Origin of the sequence: Pseudoalteromonas umbrosa, from assembly GCF_030125375.1 — a bacterium.
Taxonomy (GTDB): Bacteria; Pseudomonadota; Gammaproteobacteria; order Enterobacterales; family Alteromonadaceae; genus Pseudoalteromonas; species Pseudoalteromonas umbrosa.
In genome coordinates, this window is sequence record NZ_JASJUU010000004.1 from 1 (window position 1) to 23,008 (window position 23,008).

Below are 23,008 nucleotides of genomic sequence, written 5' to 3' on the forward strand. Positions count from 1 at the left end.
CTGTCGCTAACCTTTTGCACGATAGCGCCGATGATAGTGTGTGGGGCGGACGGCGAGTCTTTCCCATGTGAAAGTAGGACATTCTACTGCGTAGCGCACCAAAAGCGCCAAATAAGAGAAACTGATGCCGCGCGCGAAAACTTAGCGTGAATTGTGCGAAAACTGCGAAAAATGGATTTTTTAAATAATGAAACGCCATTTCACTTTTTAAACCTCAATTTCCGTAAATGGTAGGTCAGGAGCTGGACCAATAATTCTGCCATTTTCTATATATGCACTTCCGCTTTGCACACTATCACCCAGCACAACACTTTCACTTCCATCATTAAACTTAACTAATGTTGTGCCATTTGCATTCACACTGACTACTTTAACGATGGTCTTATGTGATTTGGTCAGCACGCCAGTAAGACGCTGTAACGTATTAGACATTAGATATCACCTCAATAGACTGGCTAATTGTAATTGCACCTTGTCCGGTTATTGACGCGCTTATAGAGACGCTTTCACATGTCGCTTTATACAGTGAATCAGTGTATCTAATACCAACGAGCATTCCTGGTTTAAACGGTGGCAGGTTTGGCAGTAGTTTTGTTTTGATTTGGTTTACTTGCTTATTGCCAGTGCGTGCTAGTTCGCACGTTCCTCTTTGTCTTGCGGCTTGTACATCTGTGATCAGACTGTCTACAACATCCGGTGCGATATCGTCCCCAGCGCTGCCTGCGCGTTTTACTTTGCACGAAACGCCTGATTGTTCACCTCGAACAAATATGGCCGTGTACTCAGGGCTAATTGTTCTCCGTGTTGAGTGCTCCAGAATGAGTGAGTCATTGATGATCACATCACATGTTGCGTTAGATACATCCCAGGGATTAACTGGCCACTCTGGAAGTACATTCACTTTTTTAGCTTTATCATCAAAAACCAGAATAGCGCCAACACTTTTTGCTACTTGCAAGATTGCAGCGGCTGGCGTTAAACCTTGATAGCTAAACGTGTTTGCTGGTACCGGATAATCTATTAACTGACTTTGTACCGTCCAGCCCGAGTTTGCGAGTGCGTCTGTTATTAGCCCTTCAAGGGTTTTTGTCACTTTGTTTGTATAGTTGTTCTCTCTAACATAAGGCGCTGAAAGCTCAGCAAACCGACTACGCAAATTCGCACTATATGACTTATTGGCAAACTTGAGGCTTGTGCTTGGTTGTTCACACAGCATGACAAACTCATACCCGTTGATTGTAATTAACAGCGTTTGTCCGATTGCTCGCTCCATATCTATGCGTGATGAAAAACGCACGCTGCCACTCGCCGCAAATTGCCCTCTTGCAAAACTGTATGAGAATGATGTAATCGCAATGTCGAGATTGTCATTAATTCGACAACATTTAATAGTCGGGGTCATGATGTAGCTACTTTGAATTTGTGGTTCGACAGGAATTTTTCTGTCGAGTGTTGGTATATCATCATCTGAACGCACAACGCCGCCATGTAATGTCCAATAGCAAAATAGTCCTGGATTTGAAAAGCGTAGCGTTACAGAACCTGTTGAACGTTTATCTCTAAACGACATCTTTACGTATCCATTTCTGGGGTGGTCTGAAAATCTGCAAACATAAATTGGTTTTCTGGGGCCATACATTAAAATACAGTTGCTATTTGTATTGTGTGCCAATGACCATGTGCAACTCGATAATTTACTTATCAGTTGTTCAGTAGATGATGCTGCGAAAATATACTGACTCGTGCTGTTTGATACAGTGCAGCTGACGTCAATATGTTGTTCAGTGTATTTATGAATAGAGTATTTGACACTTTGATACTTTATTTTGTGTTTCGCATTTGTGTATGTGAATAAAAAACTTGGGCATTCAACCGAAGCAGTTCTCAAAAATTGAGTGCTGTCACGACGTATGACATCGATGCTATTAGTCATAACGACATTGAACGATTTTGAAACGTTGTGACTTTTATCTGAGTACAGTTCATTTGTTTGTTCTATACACTTCAATTCTTGCCAGCCACAATCGTAAAAGTTCGCGATCTGTTGCTGTTGTTGCTCATAAACAAAACGGATCTTAATCGGCGATAATGCAGCTTCTCTAGAATATCTATTTTCAAAACGTAGTTTTAAAGCTGTCATCGTTGAGTTAGATCTGATATTTCACACTGTACACCGTCCATGATAGCGCCTGAATACTCCAAATTATCATCGACAACAACGCATGTTAGTGATTGTGACTGAGAGTAGTTCAGCGGCAATATAACTGTAACTGAATGACTATCTTGCGATGATGCAACTGCATTGTTTTTCATCAAAAGATTATGTTTTAACTCTCCAGATAATCTGTCAAACAACATGACGCGTTCAGCATTGCTATCAACGTCAATTTCTAATTTTGACGAAAATGCTGGTTTATTGCCGCTTACAGTTATACTCGAAACAACGCCGTGAGCAGTAACAATGCGCGGCGGTGCTTCAATAAACATTAAACCTGTTGCTGTATCTGTTTCATGTCCATAGTAGATTTGGACATGTGTAACACCAGAGCCAGGAATATAATCCCTTTCAGTCCAAGCTCCATCGGGGTATTCACTATTTGCACGAATAGAACCATCGTTCATTGTCTCTAGTAATCTGAACCTGATTGATGTGCCTCCGACAGGTTTTGCCGTGTATAACTTGAATTCAGTGACAGCAATAGGCAATGATGTTTTAGCATCTGGGAATTCATAAAACTTATCCCCCGAAATGTAGCCGTCAGGCTCGACATTACCTATAAATAAGTTAGTCATTCCACACCTCTGTATTTAGTATCACTTGTGGCGCTCTGCGTGGCTCAGTCGTTCGTAGAATCATATATTTTGCATTTTCATATATAACGAAGGCAGGCCACAACGCATCCCCTCTATGTCCACATAACGTGCTGTAAAGCCCTGGCAACGTTCCGCGACACGCTGGCCGTGTTTGACTTGCGATTACAGATTCACCATTCCGATCTGTCTCTGTATCGGGGTCATTAACAATCAGTGAAATAGCAATTAAAGAGTTTGATATTTGACTGTAAAGGTTATTAGAGTTTGTTTTTGCGGGTAAAAATGGCGCATATGCATAGTAGAGTGCACTGCTGTTTTCGTTATCAGTATCATGTATTTTTACACCGTTCTGATTACTTTGCTGTGTGTCATTTATATGCTCTATGTTACGGCCGTAGCCATGCTGCGGATTTGTTGATGTTTCCATTGAAAAATCGTGATTTATGAATGAGCAAACAGCGATAAATTTGCCTTGGTCTGATTCCATAGCATTAGACAAATTTCCAATAAAAAATGTCGCTGCATATCGCGTTGTCGTTATGTCGTATTTTGAGACATAACCAAAAAATACGTATACAGCCGTATCAGTTCCGATCACAATCCAGTTTACATTACTATTTTGAAAAACTTTTACGCTCTGTTTCCATCCGGCACGTACAAGCGTTGTACTATTTATAGCACTCTGACACGCTTGAACATATGTACCTTTTTCATCATCTAGGCCCGTGTTCGAGCTAAATACGACACACCCTCCAGTGGCATTCTGATAACAACATGCAGCTGTTTCGGTGAAAAGTTTAGTCCAACCAAGGGGCTGCTTGTTACCATACCCCGTTAGTAGGCACGCATCCAAAACAGCTATTATTTCGCTGTATTTCCCCGTTGCAAATTGGGGCGCTCCCTCATCATCCCATCTATACATGGTTACTGGTTTTGGCATTAGATACTTCCTCGAAATGCGATTGTTGAACTGTCCGTCTCAATGTTTGTGTGTCCTGGCGATATCGAGCGGATCATTATTGTCGGCTGACTGGCCGCGTACGTCGTGAATAGAAAAGCTTCACCAGGGCCTAGACCACTACCAATGGCCTCTTTAGATAAATTAAAATACGGTGACTGTGTGAGCGGATTGATTGGAATACAGTCTATACCAGTATTGCCTGTCATTATTAATCCAACAAACTCTCCATAGACTTGATAGTCACTAGATGAGAATACTATTGCCCATTTCTGATTAATTGCACCTTGGCCGTTCATCACTATTGGGTATTGAGATGTGTTTATTGAGTTAGACGCTGATGCACCTGTATCTGCAAAGTTGTTTTGCCAAGCGCTTAACGTTCGTTCATCTGATGTGCGCGCTTGCAAATCTCCCATTCGCAATACGCTAGAAACGGTAGCACCTGCTGTGTATGTTCTATTAAGCGTCGTTAAGAGCTTAATACTATTACCATTAATACTGAGTATTTGCCTCAATTCCGATTGAATCGATGTCACAATAAATGGAGCCGTAAAACTCGAAACACCAGATTGAACGGTTAATTTCCCCGTTGTTTTGTCATAGCTGTAGTTCGCATTGGTTGGTGAGTAGAGCGATTTATTGTTTGCATCCGCAATGTCAATCCAGTCTGAGTCAGCTCTCTCATCAATCACTTGGCCCTCAGTGAGTGACGCGTGCTGTGTTCGTTGTCGATTTTGAATACAGACTAAATCGCCGACGTGAAAAATCGCCTGTTCACCGCTGGGTAATTTTGAATAATCAATCCCACCATGAGGTGTCGGCACATTCACAAGTTCAAGCTCATGTACATCATATGAAATAGTGCCTGGCAAAATATCAATGTTGAATGCCAAATTAACTTCGCCACTACCTGATATTGAGCCAGTCACATTGTTGCCAGTGATAGCGCCGCTCTCATTACTTGAAGCACTTATGTCAGTACCTGTTGGTGTTTTACATCGAACATAGAAACTTGCTGGGTCAAATGATGATAGTTCGATATTAAAAGATGCAACTCTGCTTACTTGCTCTTGTTTGGCAACTAAAACACGAAGCTCTTCTTCAGGCGTTCCTGTGTATGATATTGATTCATTTTCAGTTATCACTCCCGTTTCATAGTTAATAGTGGCGATGATGTAACCACCAGATATGAAACGACCTTCACTGTCATCAGTTAATATCTCTCCTGTACTAGCTCGTTTTATTCGACAATAGCCTGGTTGCACTTTTTCACCCACAGATAATGTCAAAGCGCCAGGATAGTTATGAAAGCGAAAGTCATCACTTGAGAGATAAAAAAATGTGAAACTCTGGCCTTTGAGTAGTTTTTTTTGACTATTTAACGTTGTTGAGACTGTGCCATTGTTAATATTAAACTGACTCGAAAACACTCTAACAGGGTGCCACGAATTCCATGCTTCTACCCAATACTGATAAACACCGTAATAATATGGCTGGCCTAATAAAAAATCCGGCACATTCAGAATGACTTCGGTCATGTCACCATAAGATGTCAGTACAGCAGTGCGATATACACTGTCATTTCCAATGCTCTTATTTAAGTGCTCTATGCGATTTATCACAGTCGGCGCGATTGAGCTGCTTATGTTCTCAACACTTAAAATGTTATTGTTTGCAGTATCAGTCGTTTTAGTTGTGCCATGGTACTTTGCAGTTTTCAGCATGTCTTGGATATCACTGAGCACGCTATCATCAGTGAGGGCGGGAACCTCAGCAATAAATGTGTTTACAAATGTATCTTCTGGCTGGTCACTGATAAACAACAGTGAGTCTAATAGTCTTGAATCATCTGGAGTTGCAACCGTTGGATATAGCTTGACGACATCAAGCGCGCTTGATGCATAGTCAACATTGCTTATTGCACTGAATACATCATTCAATTTACCGGATTCAATCGCATTATTTGTGCGATGGCCGCCAGCGTTCGGCTCGTTGCCTAATCGCTCGGGTTTAAAAATTTTCAGGTCACTTCTAAGCATACTCACACCGTTTTGAATTTTAGAGTTACATTTTCAAACGCATCAGGCGGAGCATCTGAATACTGTTTGATTTCTGTGCCGGTGACGGGTTGTTGTGTGTGATCCCAAACGACAGTGTGGATTGCCCCACGAATTGTGATTTGAAAAGCACTGAGCTGAGATTGGGCGAAATCAAAAAGCGCTTTAAATACGTCGTAACTTTCTTGCTGGCTCCACAGCGTGATTGCACGCCCAACAGGTATAGTGGTTTTCTCTATATGCTGGGCACCATTAAGCGCCCGCTCTGTTTGTTCAGCGACAGATTGATAATTGAATTCATCTGTCCAGACAAATTGGTCATATTGTTGGTTGTTTAGTTCTATCATTGCACTCTCGCAAGTTGTTCTAGTTCGTCTAAAAGTTGGTGTTTAATTTGCGCGTAAAATTCAGCTTGTTCTCCTCCTGGTATGCTCAGTTGCAGCTTCACTGTTGTAGCGTTGCTATATTGCTGTTGCAGTGCGTTTACAAGTTGTCGCACGGCAGTTTCTAAGCTGCCATTCGTTGGGCTAGGGGGGTAAGTGCTTGGTTGTTGTGTATTCGGGGTTGGCTGGCGTGTATATGCACCAGAAAGCCCTGAGCTTGACTGGTTTTTAATTGCACCGCGTTGTTGATTAATGAGTGTCAAAAGCTCTTTTTTGCTCGCAGCATCAATGCGTGTTAGCTGTTGCGTTAGTCGTTTGTATATGTCGGACAGAGACTTAGTTGATGACGCATTGTTTATTTGAGATTTAAACTTGTTGTATTCAGCTTCGGCTGCTTGTTCATACGCACGTCGCTCACGTTCGGCGCGAACTTCTCGGCTATCGAACTCATACGCACGTGATTTCAACCCTTCCTGATAATCCACAATGGTTTCAACTGTCGGGCGATTGCTTCGACTATTTGATGCACTGCGAGTTGAATACCAGGTTCTTTCTGTGCGCTCTAGTTCACTTCGCTGCTCTCTTAATGATTTCATTTGAGACTGCGCCGCTTGCGTTGCTGCTATTGTTGCTTGTGTACCGCGCTGTGTTGCGGCCGTTGCTGAGTCTTGTGCGTTTTTGAAATCACCAAGCAAACGGCTAACGACTTTCAGCATAGATTCTAGGCGGGCTTTTTGGTCCGTATATTGTTGCGCCGATACTTTGCCTGATTGATATTGGTTATTGAGGTTATCTAACTCGGTATGAATGCGCGATTGCTCTGCTCTGAGTTTTCCCATGGTGGCAAGTTCAAGCTGCTGCACGCGGTTTAAGTCGGTTGTTTGCTCTGCCAACCTTTGTTGTTGAACAATCAGCGCGTATTGTGCCTGGGCTTTTTGCGCTGCGGTCGCAGTGCTACTCGCTAACACTTGTTGATTTGCCGCAATCGCTTTTTTGGTTGCGTCGAGTTCACGCTGATAGCGCTTAACCGCTTCGCTGTTGGTGTCAACAACGGGGGCCAACTCATTGGCTTTGTTTATCAACTTATCAAGTTCAGTGGTTAACCCCAGCGCTGCGGCGGCAGCTTCAACGCTGGCGGGCACGGTTTTATTTGTCGCTGCAGCGGCTTCAATTGCAGCATCAGCCCATTTTAAGAATGCAAGCTGTTGTTGGCCGATTGGTTCATTGTATTGCTGGATAAGCTCAAACGCGCCTTGCAATTCTGTCGCGGTTTTTTGGAGTGCGGCACTGCTTTTCAAGCCCATTTTTTCATAGGCTTTTTCAACATCATTGGCTAAGTATGCTTGTCGTTCTAGGCTTTTATTGTGTGACTCAAACTTAGTTTTTAGCTCATCAAGTAATGTGATTTGCTGGCTGTATTCATCTCCCGCAGCGGTTAGAGCAGTACGCGCCGAGTCGAGCGATTGTAAAAAGCCGTCCACGCCATCGCGTACACCATTCAAGCTTTTTGATTGAGCGTCTAATGACTCAACAACCCTAAGTGCTTCAGGAATAGTGAGGCTTAAAAAGGCTTGGCGCTCACGCTCTGCTTGCTCCGCGTCTTTGGTCGCTTGTGCTAAGCGCTCTTGTTGTGTATTTGCTTTTTCGTATACGCCCGTTAGTTCATTAAGCACGATGATGCCGCTATCTATGGCCGCTTCAGCTTGCTCAAATGTTTCAAACATCATCCCTGTTGTTTCGTTAATGCGCTGGATTTCATACGCCAATGCAGCGTTGGTTTTTATCGCAGCATTTCTACTTTGTTCAACTTGCTGTTCAATCGTCAACAGGTTGTTGTATTCAACGCCGACATTGATCAATTCATTAATCAACAGTGTGTACAGTCCACCTCGGGCAATGAATCCAACTGCACTTTTCCAGCGATTGGTTGCAGCGGTCGCGGCATTTGTTGCAACAGTGGCGGATGTGATGGCGGTTCTATATGCTACGAACGCACGCGTCGCAGTGGCCGCACCGGATACCACATTGCTGAAATACGAGCCAACTTTTAACGCAAGCCAAGCTTTTGCGACAAAGCCGATTTCTTCGCGCAAATCATACAATGTGGTGATTGTGTTTTTGATGACCGTTCCGACGTTGACAATGGTATCACTGACTGCTTGCGCCCATTCTTGCAAACGGCCATCCGCAGCCATGGCTGAAAATTCATTGTTAAGTTCGGTCAGTTGGCCTTTGAGCCAATCCATGGCCCCTGATTGCGCAACCATATTGTAAAATTGCTCAAGGTTGTCGCGTGCATTGGATACCTGACCACTGAATAGCGACATTTGTGCGGCAGCACTACCAGCGCTTGCGCGGCCCATTTCATCAATTAAGCCTTTGATAACATCGCGGCCTAATTTGCCCTCAGAGCTGAGCTTTTGCAGCTCTTCGACGTTTTTGCCTGTGACATCCTGAAGCATATCCCAAACTGGTACACCCCGTTCAACAAGCTGTAGAATTTCTTCACCTTGGAGTTTTTGTTTTGCCCATGCTTGGCCGAGTGCCAGTGATATACCCTCGACCTCAACGTAACTACCACCGAGTTTGAGTGCACTGTCAGTGATTGCCTGAAGCGTGCCGTCCATCGGGTCGAGGCCAAATGCCTTCAACTTCACAAATGCTTGGCTCACTTCCCCCAATTGCAATGGGGTGTTTTTTGTAAAATCAGCAATCCAGCGGGTAGCATCTTCTCCCTGTGAAATACTGCCCATAAGACCATTCATTTGCACCTGGAGCTTTTCAAATTTATCGCCAGTAGCAAACACATTGGACACTGCTTGGCTTACTCTGTCCAAGCCAAAATAGGCGGCTGCAAGGGCTGCAATTTGGCCTGTGACATTGCTAAGGCCGACCGCATGGGCTTGTTGCGCGGCATTGCCTTCTTTTAAATCTTGGGTGAATTTATCAACGGATTTACCCGCTCTATCGAATTGTGCACCTAAGTCGCGCTTGGCGGCTTTTAGGTTGTTGCTGTCAACGTCTGAGCGCCTAAGCGCGCCTTGCAGCGCGGCGTGTTTAGTCGTTTGCTGCGTCAGTTCATCACGCATTTGAGCAAGCGAGCGCTCTGCCTGTTCAATGGTGTTTGTTAGCGCTTTTGTGGGGGGCTCTGTGCTTTGTGTGTCGCGTTTTAGTTCATCCAGCGCTTGTGACGCGGCGGCGGTCGCTGTCGCATGTTGTTCTAATTTTTGTTTAGACCGCTCAAAGTTATGTATTAAATCTTGTTGACTGCCCAGCTCTTCCAAAACGTCAGCCAGTGACTTTGCTTGTACACTGGTTTGTTGTGCGCTTTGCGTTGTGTTGTCAAGATTATCACCAAGGGATTGGGCCGCAGGGTTTGCCGCATCTGCACTTTGTTCAATGTTGCGTAGTTCAGTAACGAGTTGTTCAATGTGTTGCTTGCCTGTGGCCTCTGCAACAATACGTAATGCAAGCTCTAAAGTTTTGTCAGCCATAGGTCTACTCAGAAAGTTAAATGTAGGAAAGGGGCTTAAGCCCCTTGGGGTTAAGCGGCAATGTCATCCACAACGAACGGAGCGGGTTTACCTGGCACAACTTTCGCTGTGCCTTCAAGCTCTCCACCAACAAAATCAGTTGATGCCAAATCCATTTCACTACTTGGAGACATTGAGGTATCAAACACCTCAAATTGCACGTCCTTACCGTTGGCTAAATTGGTGCCCTCACCAAAGAGTCTCAAGCGCGTATTGCTATTAACGGCCCCTTTAATGCGCTTGCCAGAGCGTGCATTGTATTGCGCTGATACGGTGATGCTGCCGCCTGCATCCACTGCACCGCCAGGTAAAGCGCGTATCAGCCCAAGGGCATAATTCACTTCGAAGTCAGTGCCAAGCTCAATTGGGGTTGTCGATTGCTTAACGACTAGGCCCGCTTCAGCCAGATTTTTATGTCCAATCTCAGTCCATTTATGCTCAGCGGGTAGTGTTAAAGGTTTGTCGGTGATGGTGCCGCTGGCATCATTAATGGTGATCACTTCCCCCATCAAAACCATGGCAATCAGTTCTGCGGGTTGGTCGTCAAATGCCCAGTTGATTGTCGTGGGTTTGGGGATTTTTACATCATCCAACGCTTGACCGTAATCGGCCTTTTTGGTGGATGTGCGCGGCTTGGCTTCCGCTTCTGCTTTTATCGCTAATTTTGTAGTGTTGATAGGACCAAGAATACCGCCTGTTGGTTGCCCGTTGGGGTCAAGTCGCTGGACAAAGACATTGCCCGAAAATAATAAGCCGTCGCTCATGGGTGATTACCTCTCATTTTGAATTGACTGGTAAAGGCCAGCGGGTAAAACCCAAAGCCTTGTGTGTACCGTGGTTTTATGGATGTATTCACGCGTTGCCAGGGACCGATATCCTCTGTCTTTTTCCCTGCAAGTGCGCGAATAATGGATGTTAAAATGTGACCTGTGTGTGCTTCATTGCCGAGTCTGTCAGCAAGCACGACGAGCCATGTTTGCTTAAGCTGCATTGACGCTCCCGCGTTTGCTTTGTCTGAAATAGCATCTCCCATGTACAGGTAAAACACGGTCGGGGTTGCTTGTACACGCTCCAGCTCAGTGAGTTCATTCAAGTACTGCACATTTAATACGCCTTTGACATGTTGCAGAGCGCGTTTAAGCGGGTCACTGGCGGCTAGATGGTTGTCAGTTAACTCAAACATCACAAAAACCCTGTTGACTTACTACGTGCAAAAACACTGCCCGCAGACTCGATGATGGCAACGTCATTTTTCTCAGCTTTATTGCCCGTGGTGTCTGGCCCCAAGCTGATATCGCCCTTATTGACAGCGCGCAAAAAACTGACTGCATCTTTGTAACGGGTTTCAATGTGCTCCGGTGCATTGTTTCCCGATAAAAAATACCGCGCCAAATCGCAGCAAATGCGTGTCAGCGACTTTGGTTGGGTACTCAGGGGCAACTGATAGCGCCCTGACAAATAGGTGTTGATTTCAGACGTCGCATCGTCCAGAGCTTGTCCAAGCACCGTTAAATCTATCTGACCAATCGGGCTGCTTTGTCTACGGGTAAGCAGGATTAAATCCTGCTCACCAAAGCGACTGGTCATATCGTTTAGCGTCGCGTAGGTCATGTTTACTGCTCCGACTCAGCACGTGCTTTAGCCGCTTGGTACAACTTCCAAGCTGCATCACGTTGCGCTGCGGTGGGCTTGTGCTTGCCTGTGATTTTTTCACCGTTTACGTCATCACTGATATCAATGGTAAGTTGCTCAACCGTGGGCTTGTCTTCAAAGCGCTCAACAATCATCACAGCGACAAATGGGTGCAGTTCTTCTGGCACACCCGCCAAATCGACTTCAAAGCCACCATCTACAGGGTGTAAATTTCCTGCGCCCAATGCTGATTCCGAAATAGGGTTTTCTTGGGTCGGAAGTTTTTGCACCGCAAGTCGTGGATCAGTTTTAAGTATTTCAAGCTGTGCGCTTGTGACGGACAAGTTATTAATCCCTTGAGACAAGGTAATATTTGCGCGTCGGTAGCCTGTCGGTTGAGGGCTCGTAATACAGACTGCAATATGCGATTCCAAAGTGTTATTAGCCATTTCATTTTCCATCCTGTTAAGTTCACGGTTTACAAATAGTCAGCGACAAGCAGGTGTAGGCGGCCCTTCAACTCGTTCGAGCTGTTTGCGTCTAACTCGCGCTCTAGCATTTTGGTTGCCACGTCTTCAAGTTCTGGCGGGACTACCAATGTAGTTGGGCGTATTGCCAGTTTTTGGCCGCCATCGGCTTTGAAATCACGCATTTTTTTGATTGAGTCCCAGAGGTTATCCGGTGTCAGAGCGCGTTTGTTACCAAAGGCCAATTGCCAAAAACTGAAGCCAGCTGCATCTCGGCAATCGGTGCCATAGCGGAAGGTTTTGCTGGTGAAAACGGCTTCGTCATCGATTTTGGTCATGCTGGTAAATTGGGGCTTTTTACGCACTTGGAAAATGACGGGGAGTAGTGCTTTGGATGTGTCTAATACAAACCAAGGCACACCGCCGTAACCTACATCTTCAGCCATGTTTGCGACACTGACAGGTGTACCCGTACCGTCGACATTTGGGTAAACTGGGTGATCCGTATCAAAGTAGTTTTGCCCGTCATAGCACAAGGTCGTGAAGCCCGCCGCGAGCAATGGGAAAACCATTTCATCTGGATGGATAGCAGCACTTCGGCCCATCTCTTCAAAAATGGGTTTATAGATGCCCAGCTCGTCGTCTTCAATTTCGTTCCTATCAACACCCACTGTTGCTTCATAGTCTTCATTGACGATGCTATACGCGTGGGCTTTCATGCTTTTGATGGTTCTATCACCTACCCATTTTTGCAGTGAGGGGAATTTGCCCAGCCAGCCATACGTATTACTTTTTGTCGTAGAAGGTATGACCGAGGCAATTTGTGTGTACTGCGGTTTAGCCGATTCGAGACCGCTTTGAAAATTCTTTTTAAAACCAACTTGTAAGCTGGTTAATAGTGCGGGAGTTACGATAGCCATTACTTTTCCTCTTTAGCGTCTGCGAATTCTTGATGACTCATGCCCAGTTGGTCAGCGGCGTATTTGTCATCTGCCGTCAGGGCTGCCAGACCTTTCTTTTTGTCTTCAGGTGGCTTTTGAGTTTGTTGGGTTTGCTGAGTTGTTAGCGCGGCAATGGGTTTGCGCGTCTCTAACATGGTGGTTAAGGCAGCAACGCCTTGTTGCTCTCCCAGTTTTTTGAAGTAGCCCACTTCCGCTTCGATGATGCGGCCGTCTTGTCTGGCTTTATCAATTTCAGCATCTACGGTGGTGACCTGGTGCTGAGTACTGAGTGCAACGTATTGCGTATGCAGCGCGTTGTAAGACTCAATAGGCACATACTTTGATAAGTCCACGGTTTGTTGTTTATCTTGCTGTGCTGTGAGCGCTGCTTGTGCTGTTTGCGCTTCTTGCTTTATTTTCTCAATGGCCGCTTGGCCTTGGGTGATATGTGCTTCTGTGACATCACCGTCCACGGTGACACCTAAAGCCTTTAGTAGCTGTTGTGCTTCATTCATTGGGGGAACTCCAAATTGAGTGAATTGGCTGTTTAAAATCGCTACCTCATCCATGCCCAAAATTGCAGGGTCATTGGTCAAGGCAACATGAAGAAGTTTGAGAACACGGCCTGTGATTGTGTCGTAGAGAAAAACGGGGCTGACAAAACGGTATTCTTTTGCACGGATGGCACTTGCCGCTTTGTCGGTCCAATCGACGTTTTCGGCATATACACCTTCGCCTTGCACATATTGCAATGCACCAGGTTTAAACCATCCCGCAGCGGGGGCAGGTTGGCCGTTTTTTTCTTTGTTTAAGGTTTGGTGTTCATAATCGAACAAGTAATCATTCGGACGCTGCTGAGCGTGTGCTTGTAAAAATTGAAAAGCGGTATCGTCCATCAGCCAGTGGCCGGACTCGACATCGGTCGGGCGGCCATCGTGACCACTGAACAGGCCATCAGGAATAATAAGCACACGCGCGCTTGTGCCAGTGTCACTGATTTGGTCTGAGAGGTTACATACAGCAAGACCAACATTGGAATCGCTCGGTGCAGTTTGGTTACATACAGCAAGGCCAATCGAAGTTGGGGAGTAAGGTTTCATACATACTGGCACGTTTCATTTAACTTGGTGCCAGTATGTCGGGTTGGGCTAGAAGAGTATTTTAAACTGGGTTAGTAAAATTATTGTTCAGTTTCTTTCTTAGAAGAACTTACTTGCAATCGATCAGCAAACACCCTTATTAATTCCAATGCTTCTGGGGTGCCATTTTCTACAATACCCATACTTAACTCTAACTCCGCAAGAGTCGCCAGCATTTTATCTGCGGAATTATGAAATGAGAAATGTCCCAATTGCTCTCTTGCGTTAAGTAACTCTGAAATAACTTCAACACAGTAAAACGACACAGTGATTTGGTTTAACCCTCGCGATGCAAAGTCGTTGAGTAATTTAACCTGACGAATGTACATCTCATCTACTCTCATGACTGCTAACAATTTTAAGCTTGTATTAAAATCTACGTCCTCTTCAGTACCCTGAAATATAGTTCGAGTGATTTTGCGCCTTTCGTGTTCAGATAATGGCTCTAGACCAGTGCTTTTAAGCAAATTTGCCGTAGCTGTATTTTGATACCCAAGCATGCGAATCAATTGCAATTCCAATTCACGTTGCCTATTAGCTTTTTCTTCATCAAGAGCTATCCGAGATTGAATTTGCATCATATTACTTTGCTGTTGAAGGTTTGCGAGATGCGTTGTTTGAAAGCGACTAGTTTCACCAGCTTGTTTTGTAAATTCTTTTGTTTGTTCTTCGTGAGTTTTTCTTGATAGTGCTAGTTCTTCTCTCGTTGCTTTAAGTTCTTTAGTTTGCAGCAGTAAAGAGAAAACCAACATTACAATGGTAAGGAAAGAGAGGCTTGGGTTTAGTACACCTCCGAAAAAGTCACCAAATGTGCCATATTCCCCCCTGACAACATCAGAAGCTTGTTCGCCTAATTCTGGAAATATAGGGCTAAATGTTTCTGAATAGATATATATGAAATACAGAGTTATTGCGATGGCAATAAACGGAATGATTAAAATCACTCCGTTCACAATCTTAGAAAATGAAGGTCGATACCACTTTTTTTCTATGCTTGATTCGTTTTCGCTCATAAATAGAAATTCCTTGAATAAATCAGTTTTAGCAATTGCCTTTGATTAAATCATATTTTAGAAACGTTCCGAAACGGGGTTAACGGTGTTTTCTCTGAATAAAGATATCATTGCGGCGGGTAAACGTGCTTAGCGCCGCAGAGGACGTTTTAGCGCGTTTTTTAATTTTCTATGATAAAGCTCGCTAATACCTCAATGATTTGATGTTCTTCCTCTGCACTCACCCCCAAGTATTGACGCTGTGGAATAGCTGCCGGACCTGGAGCCATGTCCGGCTCACCTCCAAAGTTATGAATAGCGGCATAAGGCTTATTGCTGCCAATCTCAGCCCAAAAGTCGCCACTGTCCGCAGCTATGCTGGCCGCTAAACCGCCTGCACTGACTTGCAGCATTTGGCCGCCAACACGTTTGGGGTTTTGCTTGAGATAGTTCTCACTGAGCCCTTGCCAAGCTTCACCTGTCACTGGGCTGCGTTCTTCGGCAAAGGCGTCTTCACTGGCTCCCTCCATAATGGCGGCAATTTCATTCATCGGGTCGCTGAGGTCTGTGAACTTGTCAGCAATCTCTGCCAGGATGTTTGCTGCATTTCCGTGCGTGAGGATTTCAAGTGTGTTGCTCATATTGTAATCACCTTAGTCTTAGGTCATACTTGTTGTTGGCGGTGGTGTACCCCGATAGGTAAGGGGCTGTCTGACAGTGATGTGAGTTCGATTCTCACCCTACCGCCATACTTCATACAGTCCGCCTGTAATACCACTCTCAACGGTTTTCATTTTCACCTTTAACGCATTTATCAAAGTGTCTAACTCAACGCCTTTACCTTGATAGCGCACAACAACCTTGATGGCCTCTTCCCCTTGCGCGCGAACAAACAGCACTTCATTCCTAGACGTTTCCCATAAAACTTGCGTGTTGGGGTCATTAATGAACGTGCTGAGATTGACGTATTCAGCCAATGCAAGCGCAGTACCATTGTCCTGGTGCTTTTCACTGTGGGCATGAGCTAAGGCTCGCTCTGACAAAACCAATGTGCGCGCCGCATCAATGCCTTTATCTTTGAGCTTTTCATTGATGTCATCATTCAAAAATGACACCACGGTTTTATGCTGGGGTCTTGGGCCATTGGCTTTGAGTCCGTCAGTATCTTTTGCTTTCTTAGCTGCCTGAAAGCGCTCTATGCGATCAATACTGTCTTTTGTCCATAGCTCAAACGCTCTGGCTCTCTCTTCACTGTTATTGAGTGCTTGAATTGTTTGTGCACGCAATTCAACGTCTTCCACTTTCCCCAGTTTTTGCGCCACGCTGACATCCGTGCCAAACGCACTTTGTCCAGGCGAGTAGGCCCAACCCACATCCGGTGTCATTACGCTGCCATCTGGTAATTGAATACGGGCATGAGGTAACGTTTTAATGTCGCCCGTCTCTTTGCTCACAATCTCCGCATCAAAGGGTTTCACCCAATCATCACCTCGCTCTATGCTTAGACCGCGCGATTTGACTTGTGCTTCTGTGAGCGCACGAACACGGCAACGGCACCCCCAGCCATTCGGCGGGAAAATGATTGACCAAATAGGGTCGTCAAACCGAAACACTTTGCCATTCAACAGTGAATGCTCTGGTCGTGTTTGGTCATCGTCGATTGCAACATACTGCCAGTATGGGTGGGTTTTGCTGCGGGCCATCAAGCGGCGATAGCGCCCTGACATATAGGCGGTTTGTAGATTGGTTCGATAGATAGTATTGAGACGATATGGGCTGCCAAGTTGGATCTCATCTCCTTGGGCATTCTTTGTTTTTCCCCACCATCCCAAGCGCTGAAGTTCTGGAGTAAGCAGCTCTGCAAATTGCTTTTTCGTCAGTCCTTCAGTCAGTGCTTTGTCTGTGTACTTTCTAATTGCCTCCAGCACTTCCATGTTTTGCACTCGGGCAACCGTAAACGCTTTTGCTTGGGCATGGGTCAGCACATCATGCCACTCGTCACTGATTGCATACCCCTTTGATTTAAAGTAGGCCACCGCATCCGCTGGCGGTTTATCAAAGGCGACCGCCAGATTTACATCACTCATTGATGGTCCCCCAAATCTCACTGACAAAAATTAATCGTGTCAGCAGGTCAGTGAGCTGTCCTTGGTCCAAGGTAGGATAAAGCTCTGCCAGATTCACTGCGGCCAATTCTTCACTTTGCACTAGGGCATCCATCAAGGGTTTAAGCGTGGCTTTGTACTCGTCGCGCATATCGCCACTGGTGATCGCGTCTATGGCTTTGTCTAGTTCGCTTTGCTTCGTTTGGTCGTTTACATCAGCACTGAGTGCTGCAATGGACGTACTCAAAGCTGCGGTGGCGCTTGGTGCATCTTCTTTTGGCAGCTCCAATACGTCATCATCCTCTGTCGCTGTAGGAATACCCAGACGGTCATGCACCCACGATTTAGGAATAGCCATACCCATGCTAACCAATGAACGCAGTGGGAATGCTAAGTCGCGCATGGCTTCGGTGGTGGAGGTGTCAAACTCAAACCGTGGTAAGCGACGGTTCCCGCTGTAACTTCGCCCATTCAACGCATACATAGGGTAAAGCACATCACGGTTAATGGTTTGCTCTAGCTGGTGCAAGTCACTTTGTGTGATGTCTTGTTTGACTTCATTGTGTACGTTACCAAGTGCGTTAGTGCTTGATTTGCCGTCAGCTTGGGTTGTGAGCGTGCCACCTAGAATGGCTTTGGATTGGGTCAACTCACACCATTTAATCATGGCTTCGAATGGGTCGGACTGGCCTTGGGCCGCATTTTGAAAATCAATGTCCATCCCGCGTGGGATAATACCGCCTGCGTTATGCCCAATCGACATCACAGCGCGAAGAAGTGTTGCTTTTTCATCGTCACTGGCACCGCTTTGGTATTTACCTAGTCGAAGAGGTAGGCCGTAAATCTCTAAAAACTCTGCGAGGTCACGCACACTGTAATTTTTGAATAGAAACGGCCAAGACAAAACCGAAAGCAAGCCCGCACGATGTACATAACCAGATTTAGACTTGTGCACGTGCAGCGCCCACCCAAACGGATTAAGCGTTTCCCCTTCATTGGTGCCGTCATTCAATACCAGGTGATTATGATCGTCAGGGTGCGTCATAAACAGGTTTTGGTCTTGGAACTCATACCCTGTGATGATTTGTTGCTTTTCTACATATTCCCATTTCAATTCGTTGGCACTGAAACCTTTTAAAATCGCATCACTGAAATCAAACAGCAGGTCATAAAACCACGTAGCATCGTCTAAAATCTCAGCCAACATTTCAGCATCCCGCTGCTCTGCGGCGCTGGCGTTACGAGGTGGTTTAATGTTGAAGTCTAAGCCAATGATGGCGCGACGGCGCTTGCCAAGTTCACATGTTATATGCCCGTCTTTGTCTTCAATATCTTTGGCTAAATCGGCCATAGCTGCCAAATTGCCTTCTTGGGCTTCTCGCAGCAAAGAGGCCAGTTTTGCTGGTGTTAGTCCCTGAGTGGGATGCTCTGCAAACTCTTTGCGCATTGCTGCAATACGGCTGTTTTCGTCAGTTTGTGTCTCGGCCAGTTGTTTTGAGTTAATGGGATTACCATATAGATCTACTATGCTCATGCTTACCTACCAACACCCAGCGCCTTGAAAGCTGCCCAGGTCTTCATAATTAAAATCACTGTGTTTGTTTTTGTCGTGCTTGTTTGGAAGCGGAGTAAACTCGATGGTGCTGCCATCCATCCAAGATGCGCGATTTGCCATTGCTAAACCCACTGCAAAGTCACCGTGGCGCTGGCGTCCATCACTGCCTTTGTCTGAACCTTTATCAATCTTGGGTGTTCCATTGCTCACGCTGATCTTTTGCATATCAGCCAGAATGTCTTGATGTTTGGGTATGTCGATGTTTTGATCTTCAAACTCTGCTTTGAGCTTTGGCATCCATTCGCGATACCAATTGTCATTCAGCATGACTTGCTCAACCATGTCTATACCAAAGTGAAGTGCTGCGGCTTCTGCTAAATAACCACCATTACCTGTGGCATCAAAAGCTAGACCAGTAAGGCGTGGTAGGCGCATCGTGAGATACAACATGATGTGACGCTGCATGTCATAAGTGAGGTTAGTTAGCTCCACAACAAAGGGAACACGCTTGGCAAGACTTTTGGATATTTCAAGAGGAACAAACACCGTCAAATCGCCACGCCTTGCAAAGTCTTCTCCAAAGCTATGGCTCAATGCAGGGTTTAATTGCTCAATAAGTGGTTCAAGTTCTTCTGCAATCCAGGCATCAACCTCTGAGCGTTGTGCTTCTTCTGTCCAGCTCATGAAATCGTCAGGTGCTTCATAGCCAATTATTGGAATGTCCTTTTTCATCGCGGCTTCAATTAGCACACGAGGAATGTAGGTGCCTCCGCCTTTTTTGGGCTCACAGAAGTACTCTTCTCTGGCGTCTTCTTGACTCGCAGTATCATTGAGCAAGTCATCAATCCACTTGCTCTCAGCATCACGTGTCCATTGCGCTTTTTTAATCTGGCAAATGCGTTGATAGAGTCCTTCTTTACATGCATCAGCCAGTGTAATGGTATGTACTGAATATCGCTTTTTACCCGCGCGACTATCCTGTATTAGCTCATTGAAGAGGTTGTCTATACCATTGTGTGTGCTAATGAGTCGCACCTTAGCGCCCCACATCGTGAGTGCCAGTGCCGCTTTTAACACTTCGGCTAAGCGATCATGAAACGCCGCCTCATCTATTGTCACATTGCCTTGCATACCCCGTAAATTCGCGGGGTTGGAACTGAGCGCTTGAATTTTAAAACCACTGGCAAAGTAAATAACAAATGTCAGGATCTCTTTTCCGTCTTGTCCATCATCAATGAAGATCTCTTCTTGAATTCCGCCCGCCGCTTTATTGAATGCCTTAGCCCACATTGCAGCCGCTTCGATAAACTCCCGTGCCATCTCTTTGTTAGAGCCAACATAAAAATGGTTTGTGCCTTGGGCTTCTTTGCTTTTGCTGGCTTCTAAAACTGCGTCTGCGGCCTCTGCCCAGGTTATACCTGTTCGACGGCTTTTCTCTGCAATTTTGAGTGGAGAACGGTCAGCTATCCAACGCTTTTGATAGCCAAGCAATAACTCGTTTTGGTCAAACGGGATGAATACAGGAAGGCCGAATTTTTTTTCAAACTCATCGCACTTGTTCAGATCATGCTGAAGCTTAGACAAGCTAATCTCTGGTGCTACACTTTCCATTATGCGATCCCCAGTATTTGGTTCTTAATTTGCTGAGCACCTTCAGCAGTTAACCCTGCTTGAATCGCTGACTCTTCAGCTGCGGCAGCGGCTTCCTCTGCAAAGGCTTTACGGATATCTTTTTCGCGTTGGTGAGCTTTCATTGCGGTAGATTCTAGACGCTGTGCCGCAAGCATCGTCTCTTTAATCATGCCTACATCAATGTCCGCCTCTTCATCTGGGTTAAGCAATTCTCTTTGCATCGCTTTGAACAGTTGTGAACGGGCCATCTCCAGAATCAGTTTGGTTGTGTCACCTTGTGGCTTGTCTCCAAGCTCAGACGTCAGCGCGATAGTTGACTCTCTAAGTTCTCTAAGCTTTTGACCGACAGCTTCTGTCTTTTGAGCATGTCTAGACAGTCCAGAGCGAGAGATAGTGGCCTCTTCATCAAGTCCGGCATCTAAAACCAATTTGTTTATCTCTTGCAAAATTTCGGCTTGTGAATATTGCTTGTCACGTAGCATTTCAGAGAGGCGCTTTTTTATATCATCTGGCAATGCATCTATCTTGCTTGATTTACCTCTTCGAACTGAATCCATCATTGCTAACTCCGAGGTCCTGGGCGCTTAATGCCAGGCACAACGCTAACCCCTTCGGCAACATCCATCCCCGTTGGAGTAATACGCGCAACCCACGTGTTTTCACTCATTTTCTCTAACGAGATATAGCGGTTTTGCTCCAACCAGTTGAGTTCGGTTTTAAGCTGATCTCTGGTGCATCCCAAACCATAAGCTTTGAGCACATCAATTAACATTGACGTATTGGCACCGTAGTCTTGACTTTCTTTAAGCGTGATTAGAATGCTGATACGTTGGTGTTCAGCAATGACTTGATTAATTGGCATGAAATAGCCCTCTCAATTTTGAAAAAATCTCGCAAATGACACAACCAAAAGCTTTAAGAACAATCTCGAACAGCTCAGCAACAATTAATCCATTCCGAAGGCCAAAACCTAACGCTATGCCCGCGCCTGCAATCGCAAAAAACGCGTTGATGTAGTCAAAAATTGACATCATTGCTCTCCTCTGGCTCAGTAACTGAAACTGGAAAATCTTCAAAAAGTTTAAGTGCTATATGAATCCCAGCTTTTAACAATGCTTTGTCCCTTTTGGATTCCAGCTCGTAATCATCAATCTTAATTCGTGCATCATTAGGTGCGTTTACGATCTCGGTTAATTTATCAATTCGAGCTTGGTGCCAAGCTTGAAGTTGATAAATGACTTTGCATGCGTCCTCATCCAAATAGCCCGATGTTGCGGGTTCTAAATCAAGGTCAAGTTCATGACTCATTTCTGTTACCTCTTAGTTCGTTTTCCATTAGTAAATCTGTAACGCGCTTTAAATCGCCAAGTTGAGGTGAAAGCACGTCAATCTTGCCCCCAACTTCAATTAATCGTTTATCCAGTTCGTGTAAGTCTTCTGTACTGGGGAGGTCTTCAACTGTTTTTTCAACAGCGTCTACACGCTGCTTTAAATCGTCATGTGCTTTTTTGGTCACAAAAGTGGCTCGCAACCAAGCAATGGCACCTGCACTAACAATCACAACACCAACTGCGATCATCTGTTTCCACCACTCAATTAAGAATTCCATTACTCAACCTTTAATGTGATGCGGTCTGCGGAACGAGCCAGAAAACTTCATTTGAATTTCGGCTTCAGTGACCGACTGCCAGCCCTTAACAAACCTTGATTGCATCGTCCCATCGTGACTATGGCGCGGTATTTCATTGGAGTTGAAAGGAAGATCATTAAGACGGCTTTCTATCTCATAATTCAGTCTCTTGATCCGCCCCTGTTTGAAGCTCCAGTCCCAGTTTTTACCCATGAGATACCTCCTTTAAAGCTAAATCAGTTATGTGCTCCAAGCGGTTAAACCAACCTTCCAAGTTGGCGATTTGAGACGAATCTTGTGCACAAATACGCGCATACTTTCGAGCTCGCTTCATTCCTAGCCCAATCAACAGTGATGCTGGTTCCATTGATAATGTTGCTTTTAGTGTGAGGGGGCCAAAAATGCCATCAGGCTTTGAGTTTGCCTTTTTCTGAAGTAGCTGAGTCATTCCATTAACGCCATGCTGAACCGCTCCATCTAACAACATAAGGGCCAACCCCGTGTCCACGTGTTTACAGTGCATAGGTCGCCAATAATTTGTGTGATAAATCCGAACAGCTCTAGAGAGAGTTAGCGAAGATATGTCGAGTTTAGGAAACGCAGATTGACTAATTCCAAATTTGGTAAGCCCACCACGATCGTTTGCTCTATTGTTAAGCCCCCCATCTGATTTAAGTGCGCCTTCAGCATGGAGGATAGGCAGCATACATTCCATAAACTCAACTGAGTACGGTTTGAAAATAGCTGATAAGTTTTTAGCTAAATCAGGTGATGTTTTTAAAAATTCAAGGTAAGTAGGTTGCATGTGGCACTCTGTTTCGTTCTTGTTGATTACAGAGTGCCAATGCTGAACTTGGATGTATTTTAAACTGGGTTAATAAATCAATCGGTACAATTGGAAAATAAATGTTAAACCCAATTGGGTTAATTTATGAAAATAATAATACCCCTATTGGGAGATATGCCTATAAATGGTGCTATAAGCTCGAATTTTCTACAGCATTTTTAACGAAAGTCTTCACTTAAGCTTAGGTTTGTTGTTAGTATCTCGTTAATGGAATGGAGTTTCATATTTTGTGTTGGCAAGGAGTGATCAATAAAGATCCCTCCACGATTATTAACCCAGTTTAAAAGAAATTATTGCCGATAGTGTTATCCTGCTTACTC

General features: G+C 45.1%; 25 protein-coding genes and 1 tRNA gene. 1 reads left to right on the plus strand and 25 read right to left on the minus strand.

What is annotated here, in order from left to right:
- Positions 1–207: 207 nt before the first annotated feature.
- The 15 genes from QNM16_RS14830 to QNM16_RS14900 form a co-directional block, all read right to left on the minus strand.
- On the minus strand, positions 208–432 hold the full coding sequence (locus tag QNM16_RS14830) for a hypothetical protein (RefSeq protein WP_284021236.1): 225 nt from the start codon (positions 430–432) through the stop codon (positions 208–210).
- Entirely contained in the window at positions 425–2,140 is a 1,716-nt protein-coding gene (locus QNM16_RS14835) for a hypothetical protein (protein ID WP_284021237.1), read from the minus strand. The genes QNM16_RS14830 and QNM16_RS14835 overlap by 8 nt, the downstream gene beginning before the upstream one ends.
- Entirely contained in the window at positions 2,137–2,793 is a 657-nt protein-coding gene (locus QNM16_RS14840; protein WP_284021238.1) for a hypothetical protein, read from the minus strand. The genes QNM16_RS14835 and QNM16_RS14840 overlap by 4 nt, the downstream gene beginning before the upstream one ends.
- On the minus strand, positions 2,786–3,754 hold the full coding sequence (locus QNM16_RS14845; protein WP_284021239.1) for a hypothetical protein: 969 nt from the start codon (positions 3,752–3,754) through the stop codon (positions 2,786–2,788). Before QNM16_RS14845 ends, QNM16_RS14840 begins: the two co-directional genes overlap by 8 nt.
- Entirely contained in the window at positions 3,754–5,814 is a 2,061-nt protein-coding gene (locus QNM16_RS14850) for a hypothetical protein (protein WP_284021240.1), read from the minus strand. The genes QNM16_RS14845 and QNM16_RS14850 overlap by 1 nt, the downstream gene beginning before the upstream one ends.
- A 2-nt stretch (positions 5,815–5,816) precedes the next feature.
- On the minus strand, positions 5,817–6,179 hold the full coding sequence (locus tag QNM16_RS14855) for a hypothetical protein (protein WP_284021241.1): 363 nt from the start codon (positions 6,177–6,179) through the stop codon (positions 5,817–5,819).
- The gene (locus tag QNM16_RS14860; RefSeq protein WP_284021242.1) at positions 6,176–9,709 is read right to left on the minus strand and encodes a tape measure protein; all 3,534 of its coding nucleotides are present in this window, start codon (positions 9,707–9,709) and stop codon (positions 6,176–6,178) included. Before QNM16_RS14860 ends, QNM16_RS14855 begins: the two co-directional genes overlap by 4 nt.
- 50 nt (positions 9,710–9,759) lie before the next feature.
- The gene (locus QNM16_RS14865; RefSeq protein WP_284021243.1) at positions 9,760–10,512 is read right to left on the minus strand and encodes a phage tail tube protein; all 753 of its coding nucleotides are present in this window, start codon (positions 10,510–10,512) and stop codon (positions 9,760–9,762) included.
- Positions 10,509–10,931, minus strand: a complete 423-nt coding sequence (locus tag QNM16_RS14870) for a phage tail terminator protein (protein ID WP_284021244.1) — start codon at positions 10,929–10,931, stop codon at positions 10,509–10,511. Before QNM16_RS14870 ends, QNM16_RS14865 begins: the two co-directional genes overlap by 4 nt.
- Positions 10,931–11,359 carry a gp436 family protein gene (locus tag QNM16_RS14875; RefSeq protein WP_284021245.1) on the minus strand — a complete coding sequence of 143 codons (429 nt, stop codon included), beginning with the start codon at positions 11,357–11,359 and terminating at the stop codon, positions 10,931–10,933. Before QNM16_RS14875 ends, QNM16_RS14870 begins: the two co-directional genes overlap by 1 nt.
- 2 nt (positions 11,360–11,361) lie before the next feature.
- Complete coding sequence (locus QNM16_RS14880; protein ID WP_284021246.1) at positions 11,362–11,829, minus strand: HI1506-related protein; 468 nt, start codon at positions 11,827–11,829, stop codon at positions 11,362–11,364.
- Positions 11,830–11,858: 29 nt separating this feature from the next.
- Positions 11,859–12,767, minus strand: coding sequence for a Mu-like prophage major head subunit gpT family protein (locus tag QNM16_RS14885; protein WP_284021247.1), 909 nt, complete (start codon positions 12,765–12,767; stop codon positions 11,859–11,861).
- The gene (locus tag QNM16_RS14890) at positions 12,767–13,888 is read right to left on the minus strand and encodes a phage protease (protein WP_284021248.1); all 1,122 of its coding nucleotides are present in this window, start codon (positions 13,886–13,888) and stop codon (positions 12,767–12,769) included. Before QNM16_RS14890 ends, QNM16_RS14885 begins: the two co-directional genes overlap by 1 nt.
- A gap of 80 nt (positions 13,889–13,968) precedes the next feature.
- Positions 13,969–14,940 (minus strand): hypothetical protein, encoded by a 972-nt coding sequence (locus tag QNM16_RS14895; RefSeq protein ID WP_284021249.1) that lies wholly within the window; start codon positions 14,938–14,940, stop codon positions 13,969–13,971.
- A 161-nt stretch (positions 14,941–15,101) separates the two neighbouring features.
- Positions 15,102–15,560 carry a phage virion morphogenesis protein gene (locus QNM16_RS14900; RefSeq protein WP_284021250.1) on the minus strand — a complete coding sequence of 153 codons (459 nt, stop codon included), beginning with the start codon at positions 15,558–15,560 and terminating at the stop codon, positions 15,102–15,104.
- Between the two features lie 37 nt (positions 15,561–15,597).
- On the opposite strand from QNM16_RS14900, the gene QNM16_RS14905 reads away from it, so the two are divergent.
- Positions 15,598–15,668, plus strand: a tRNA-Gln gene (locus QNM16_RS14905).
- Here QNM16_RS14905 and QNM16_RS14910 read toward each other — a convergent pair.
- The 10 genes from QNM16_RS14910 to QNM16_RS14955 are packed head-to-tail and all read right to left on the minus strand — an operon-like array spanning position 15,660 to position 22,646.
- Positions 15,660–17,006, minus strand: coding sequence for a phage head morphogenesis protein (locus QNM16_RS14910; RefSeq protein ID WP_284021251.1), 1,347 nt, complete (start codon positions 17,004–17,006; stop codon positions 15,660–15,662). The two genes, QNM16_RS14905 and QNM16_RS14910, sit on opposite strands and share 9 nt — an antisense overlap.
- A complete protein-coding gene (locus QNM16_RS14915) occupies positions 16,999–18,558 on the minus strand; it encodes a DUF935 domain-containing protein (RefSeq protein WP_284021252.1) in 1,560 nt (519 codons plus the stop codon). Before QNM16_RS14915 ends, QNM16_RS14910 begins: the two co-directional genes overlap by 8 nt.
- A 6-nt stretch (positions 18,559–18,564) precedes the next feature.
- On the minus strand, positions 18,565–20,190 hold the full coding sequence (locus QNM16_RS14920; protein WP_284021253.1) for a terminase large subunit domain-containing protein: 1,626 nt from the start codon (positions 20,188–20,190) through the stop codon (positions 18,565–18,567).
- Positions 20,190–20,771: a DUF3486 family protein gene (locus tag QNM16_RS14925; RefSeq protein WP_284021254.1), complete on the minus strand. Its 582-nt coding sequence runs from the start codon at positions 20,769–20,771 to the stop codon at positions 20,190–20,192. The genes QNM16_RS14920 and QNM16_RS14925 overlap by 1 nt, the downstream gene beginning before the upstream one ends.
- A 2-nt stretch (positions 20,772–20,773) precedes the next feature.
- Entirely contained in the window at positions 20,774–21,073 is a 300-nt protein-coding gene (locus QNM16_RS14930) for a VpaChn25_0724 family phage protein (RefSeq protein WP_284021255.1), read from the minus strand.
- Positions 21,063–21,245, minus strand: coding sequence for a hypothetical protein (locus QNM16_RS14935; protein ID WP_284021256.1), 183 nt, complete (start codon positions 21,243–21,245; stop codon positions 21,063–21,065). The genes QNM16_RS14930 and QNM16_RS14935 overlap by 11 nt, the downstream gene beginning before the upstream one ends.
- On the minus strand, positions 21,229–21,519 hold the full coding sequence (locus QNM16_RS14940; protein WP_284021257.1) for a hypothetical protein: 291 nt from the start codon (positions 21,517–21,519) through the stop codon (positions 21,229–21,231). The genes QNM16_RS14935 and QNM16_RS14940 overlap by 17 nt, the downstream gene beginning before the upstream one ends.
- Positions 21,509–21,820, minus strand: a complete 312-nt coding sequence (locus QNM16_RS14945) for a DUF2730 family protein (RefSeq protein WP_284021258.1) — start codon at positions 21,818–21,820, stop codon at positions 21,509–21,511. The genes QNM16_RS14940 and QNM16_RS14945 overlap by 11 nt, the downstream gene beginning before the upstream one ends.
- 3 nt (positions 21,821–21,823) lie before the next feature.
- A complete protein-coding gene (locus QNM16_RS14950) occupies positions 21,824–22,054 on the minus strand; it encodes a hypothetical protein (RefSeq protein WP_284021259.1) in 231 nt (76 codons plus the stop codon).
- The gene (locus tag QNM16_RS14955) at positions 22,047–22,646 is read right to left on the minus strand and encodes a glycosyl hydrolase 108 family protein (RefSeq protein ID WP_284021260.1); all 600 of its coding nucleotides are present in this window, start codon (positions 22,644–22,646) and stop codon (positions 22,047–22,049) included. Before QNM16_RS14955 ends, QNM16_RS14950 begins: the two co-directional genes overlap by 8 nt.
- Positions 22,647–23,008 lie beyond the last annotated feature (362 nt).

What these genes read in the sequence shown, in the direction of transcription:
- QNM16_RS14875 (WP_284021245.1), bottom strand. Translation starts at nt 11,359, where the DNA reads ATGACCTACGCGACGCTAAACGATATGACCAGTCGCTTTGGTGAGCAG.
- QNM16_RS14855 (WP_284021241.1), bottom strand. Translation starts at nt 6,179, where the DNA reads ATGATAGAACTAAACAACCAACAATATGACCAATTTGTCTGGACAGAT.
- QNM16_RS14950 (WP_284021259.1), bottom strand. Translation starts at nt 22,054, where the DNA reads ATGGGTAAAAACTGGGACTGGAGCTTCAAACAGGGGCGGATCAAGAGA.
- QNM16_RS14850 (WP_284021240.1), bottom strand. Translation starts at nt 5,814, where the DNA reads ATGCTTAGAAGTGACCTGAAAATTTTTAAACCCGAGCGATTAGGCAAC.
- QNM16_RS14840 (WP_284021238.1), bottom strand. Translation starts at nt 2,793, where the DNA reads ATGACTAACTTATTTATAGGTAATGTCGAGCCTGACGGCTACATTTCG.
- QNM16_RS14925 (WP_284021254.1), bottom strand. Translation starts at nt 20,771, where the DNA reads ATGATGGATTCAGTTCGAAGAGGTAAATCAAGCAAGATAGATGCATTG.
- QNM16_RS14910 (WP_284021251.1), bottom strand. Translation starts at nt 17,006, where the DNA reads ATGAGTGATGTAAATCTGGCGGTCGCCTTTGATAAACCGCCAGCGGAT.
- QNM16_RS14890 (WP_284021248.1), bottom strand. Translation starts at nt 13,888, where the DNA reads ATGAAACCTTACTCCCCAACTTCGATTGGCCTTGCTGTATGTAACCAA.
- QNM16_RS14915 (WP_284021252.1), bottom strand. Translation starts at nt 18,558, where the DNA reads ATGAGCATAGTAGATCTATATGGTAATCCCATTAACTCAAAACAACTG.
- QNM16_RS14920 (WP_284021253.1), bottom strand. Translation starts at nt 20,190, where the DNA reads ATGGAAAGTGTAGCACCAGAGATTAGCTTGTCTAAGCTTCAGCATGAT.
- QNM16_RS14880 (WP_284021246.1), bottom strand. Translation starts at nt 11,829, where the DNA reads ATGGCTAATAACACTTTGGAATCGCATATTGCAGTCTGTATTACGAGC.
- QNM16_RS14835 (WP_284021237.1), bottom strand. Translation starts at nt 2,140, where the DNA reads ATGACAGCTTTAAAACTACGTTTTGAAAATAGATATTCTAGAGAAGCT.
- QNM16_RS14930 (WP_284021255.1), bottom strand. Translation starts at nt 21,073, where the DNA reads ATGCCAATTAATCAAGTCATTGCTGAACACCAACGTATCAGCATTCTA.
- QNM16_RS14900 (WP_284021250.1), bottom strand. Translation starts at nt 15,560, where the DNA reads ATGAGCAACACACTTGAAATCCTCACGCACGGAAATGCAGCAAACATC.
- QNM16_RS14830 (WP_284021236.1), bottom strand. Translation starts at nt 432, where the DNA reads ATGTCTAATACGTTACAGCGTCTTACTGGCGTGCTGACCAAATCACAT.
- QNM16_RS14870 (WP_284021244.1), bottom strand. Translation starts at nt 10,931, where the DNA reads ATGTTTGAGTTAACTGACAACCATCTAGCCGCCAGTGACCCGCTTAAA.
- QNM16_RS14865 (WP_284021243.1), bottom strand. Translation starts at nt 10,512, where the DNA reads ATGAGCGACGGCTTATTATTTTCGGGCAATGTCTTTGTCCAGCGACTT.
- QNM16_RS14945 (WP_284021258.1), bottom strand. Translation starts at nt 21,820, where the DNA reads ATGGAATTCTTAATTGAGTGGTGGAAACAGATGATCGCAGTTGGTGTT.
- QNM16_RS14940 (WP_284021257.1), bottom strand. Translation starts at nt 21,519, where the DNA reads ATGAGTCATGAACTTGACCTTGATTTAGAACCCGCAACATCGGGCTAT.
- QNM16_RS14845 (WP_284021239.1), bottom strand. Translation starts at nt 3,754, where the DNA reads ATGCCAAAACCAGTAACCATGTATAGATGGGATGATGAGGGAGCGCCC.
- QNM16_RS14955 (WP_284021260.1), bottom strand. Translation starts at nt 22,646, where the DNA reads ATGCAACCTACTTACCTTGAATTTTTAAAAACATCACCTGATTTAGCT.
- QNM16_RS14885 (WP_284021247.1), bottom strand. Translation starts at nt 12,767, where the DNA reads ATGGCTATCGTAACTCCCGCACTATTAACCAGCTTACAAGTTGGTTTT.
- QNM16_RS14895 (WP_284021249.1), bottom strand. Translation starts at nt 14,940, where the DNA reads ATGAGCGAAAACGAATCAAGCATAGAAAAAAAGTGGTATCGACCTTCA.
- QNM16_RS14860 (WP_284021242.1), bottom strand. Translation starts at nt 9,709, where the DNA reads ATGGCTGACAAAACTTTAGAGCTTGCATTACGTATTGTTGCAGAGGCC.
- QNM16_RS14935 (WP_284021256.1), bottom strand. Translation starts at nt 21,245, where the DNA reads ATGATGTCAATTTTTGACTACATCAACGCGTTTTTTGCGATTGCAGGC.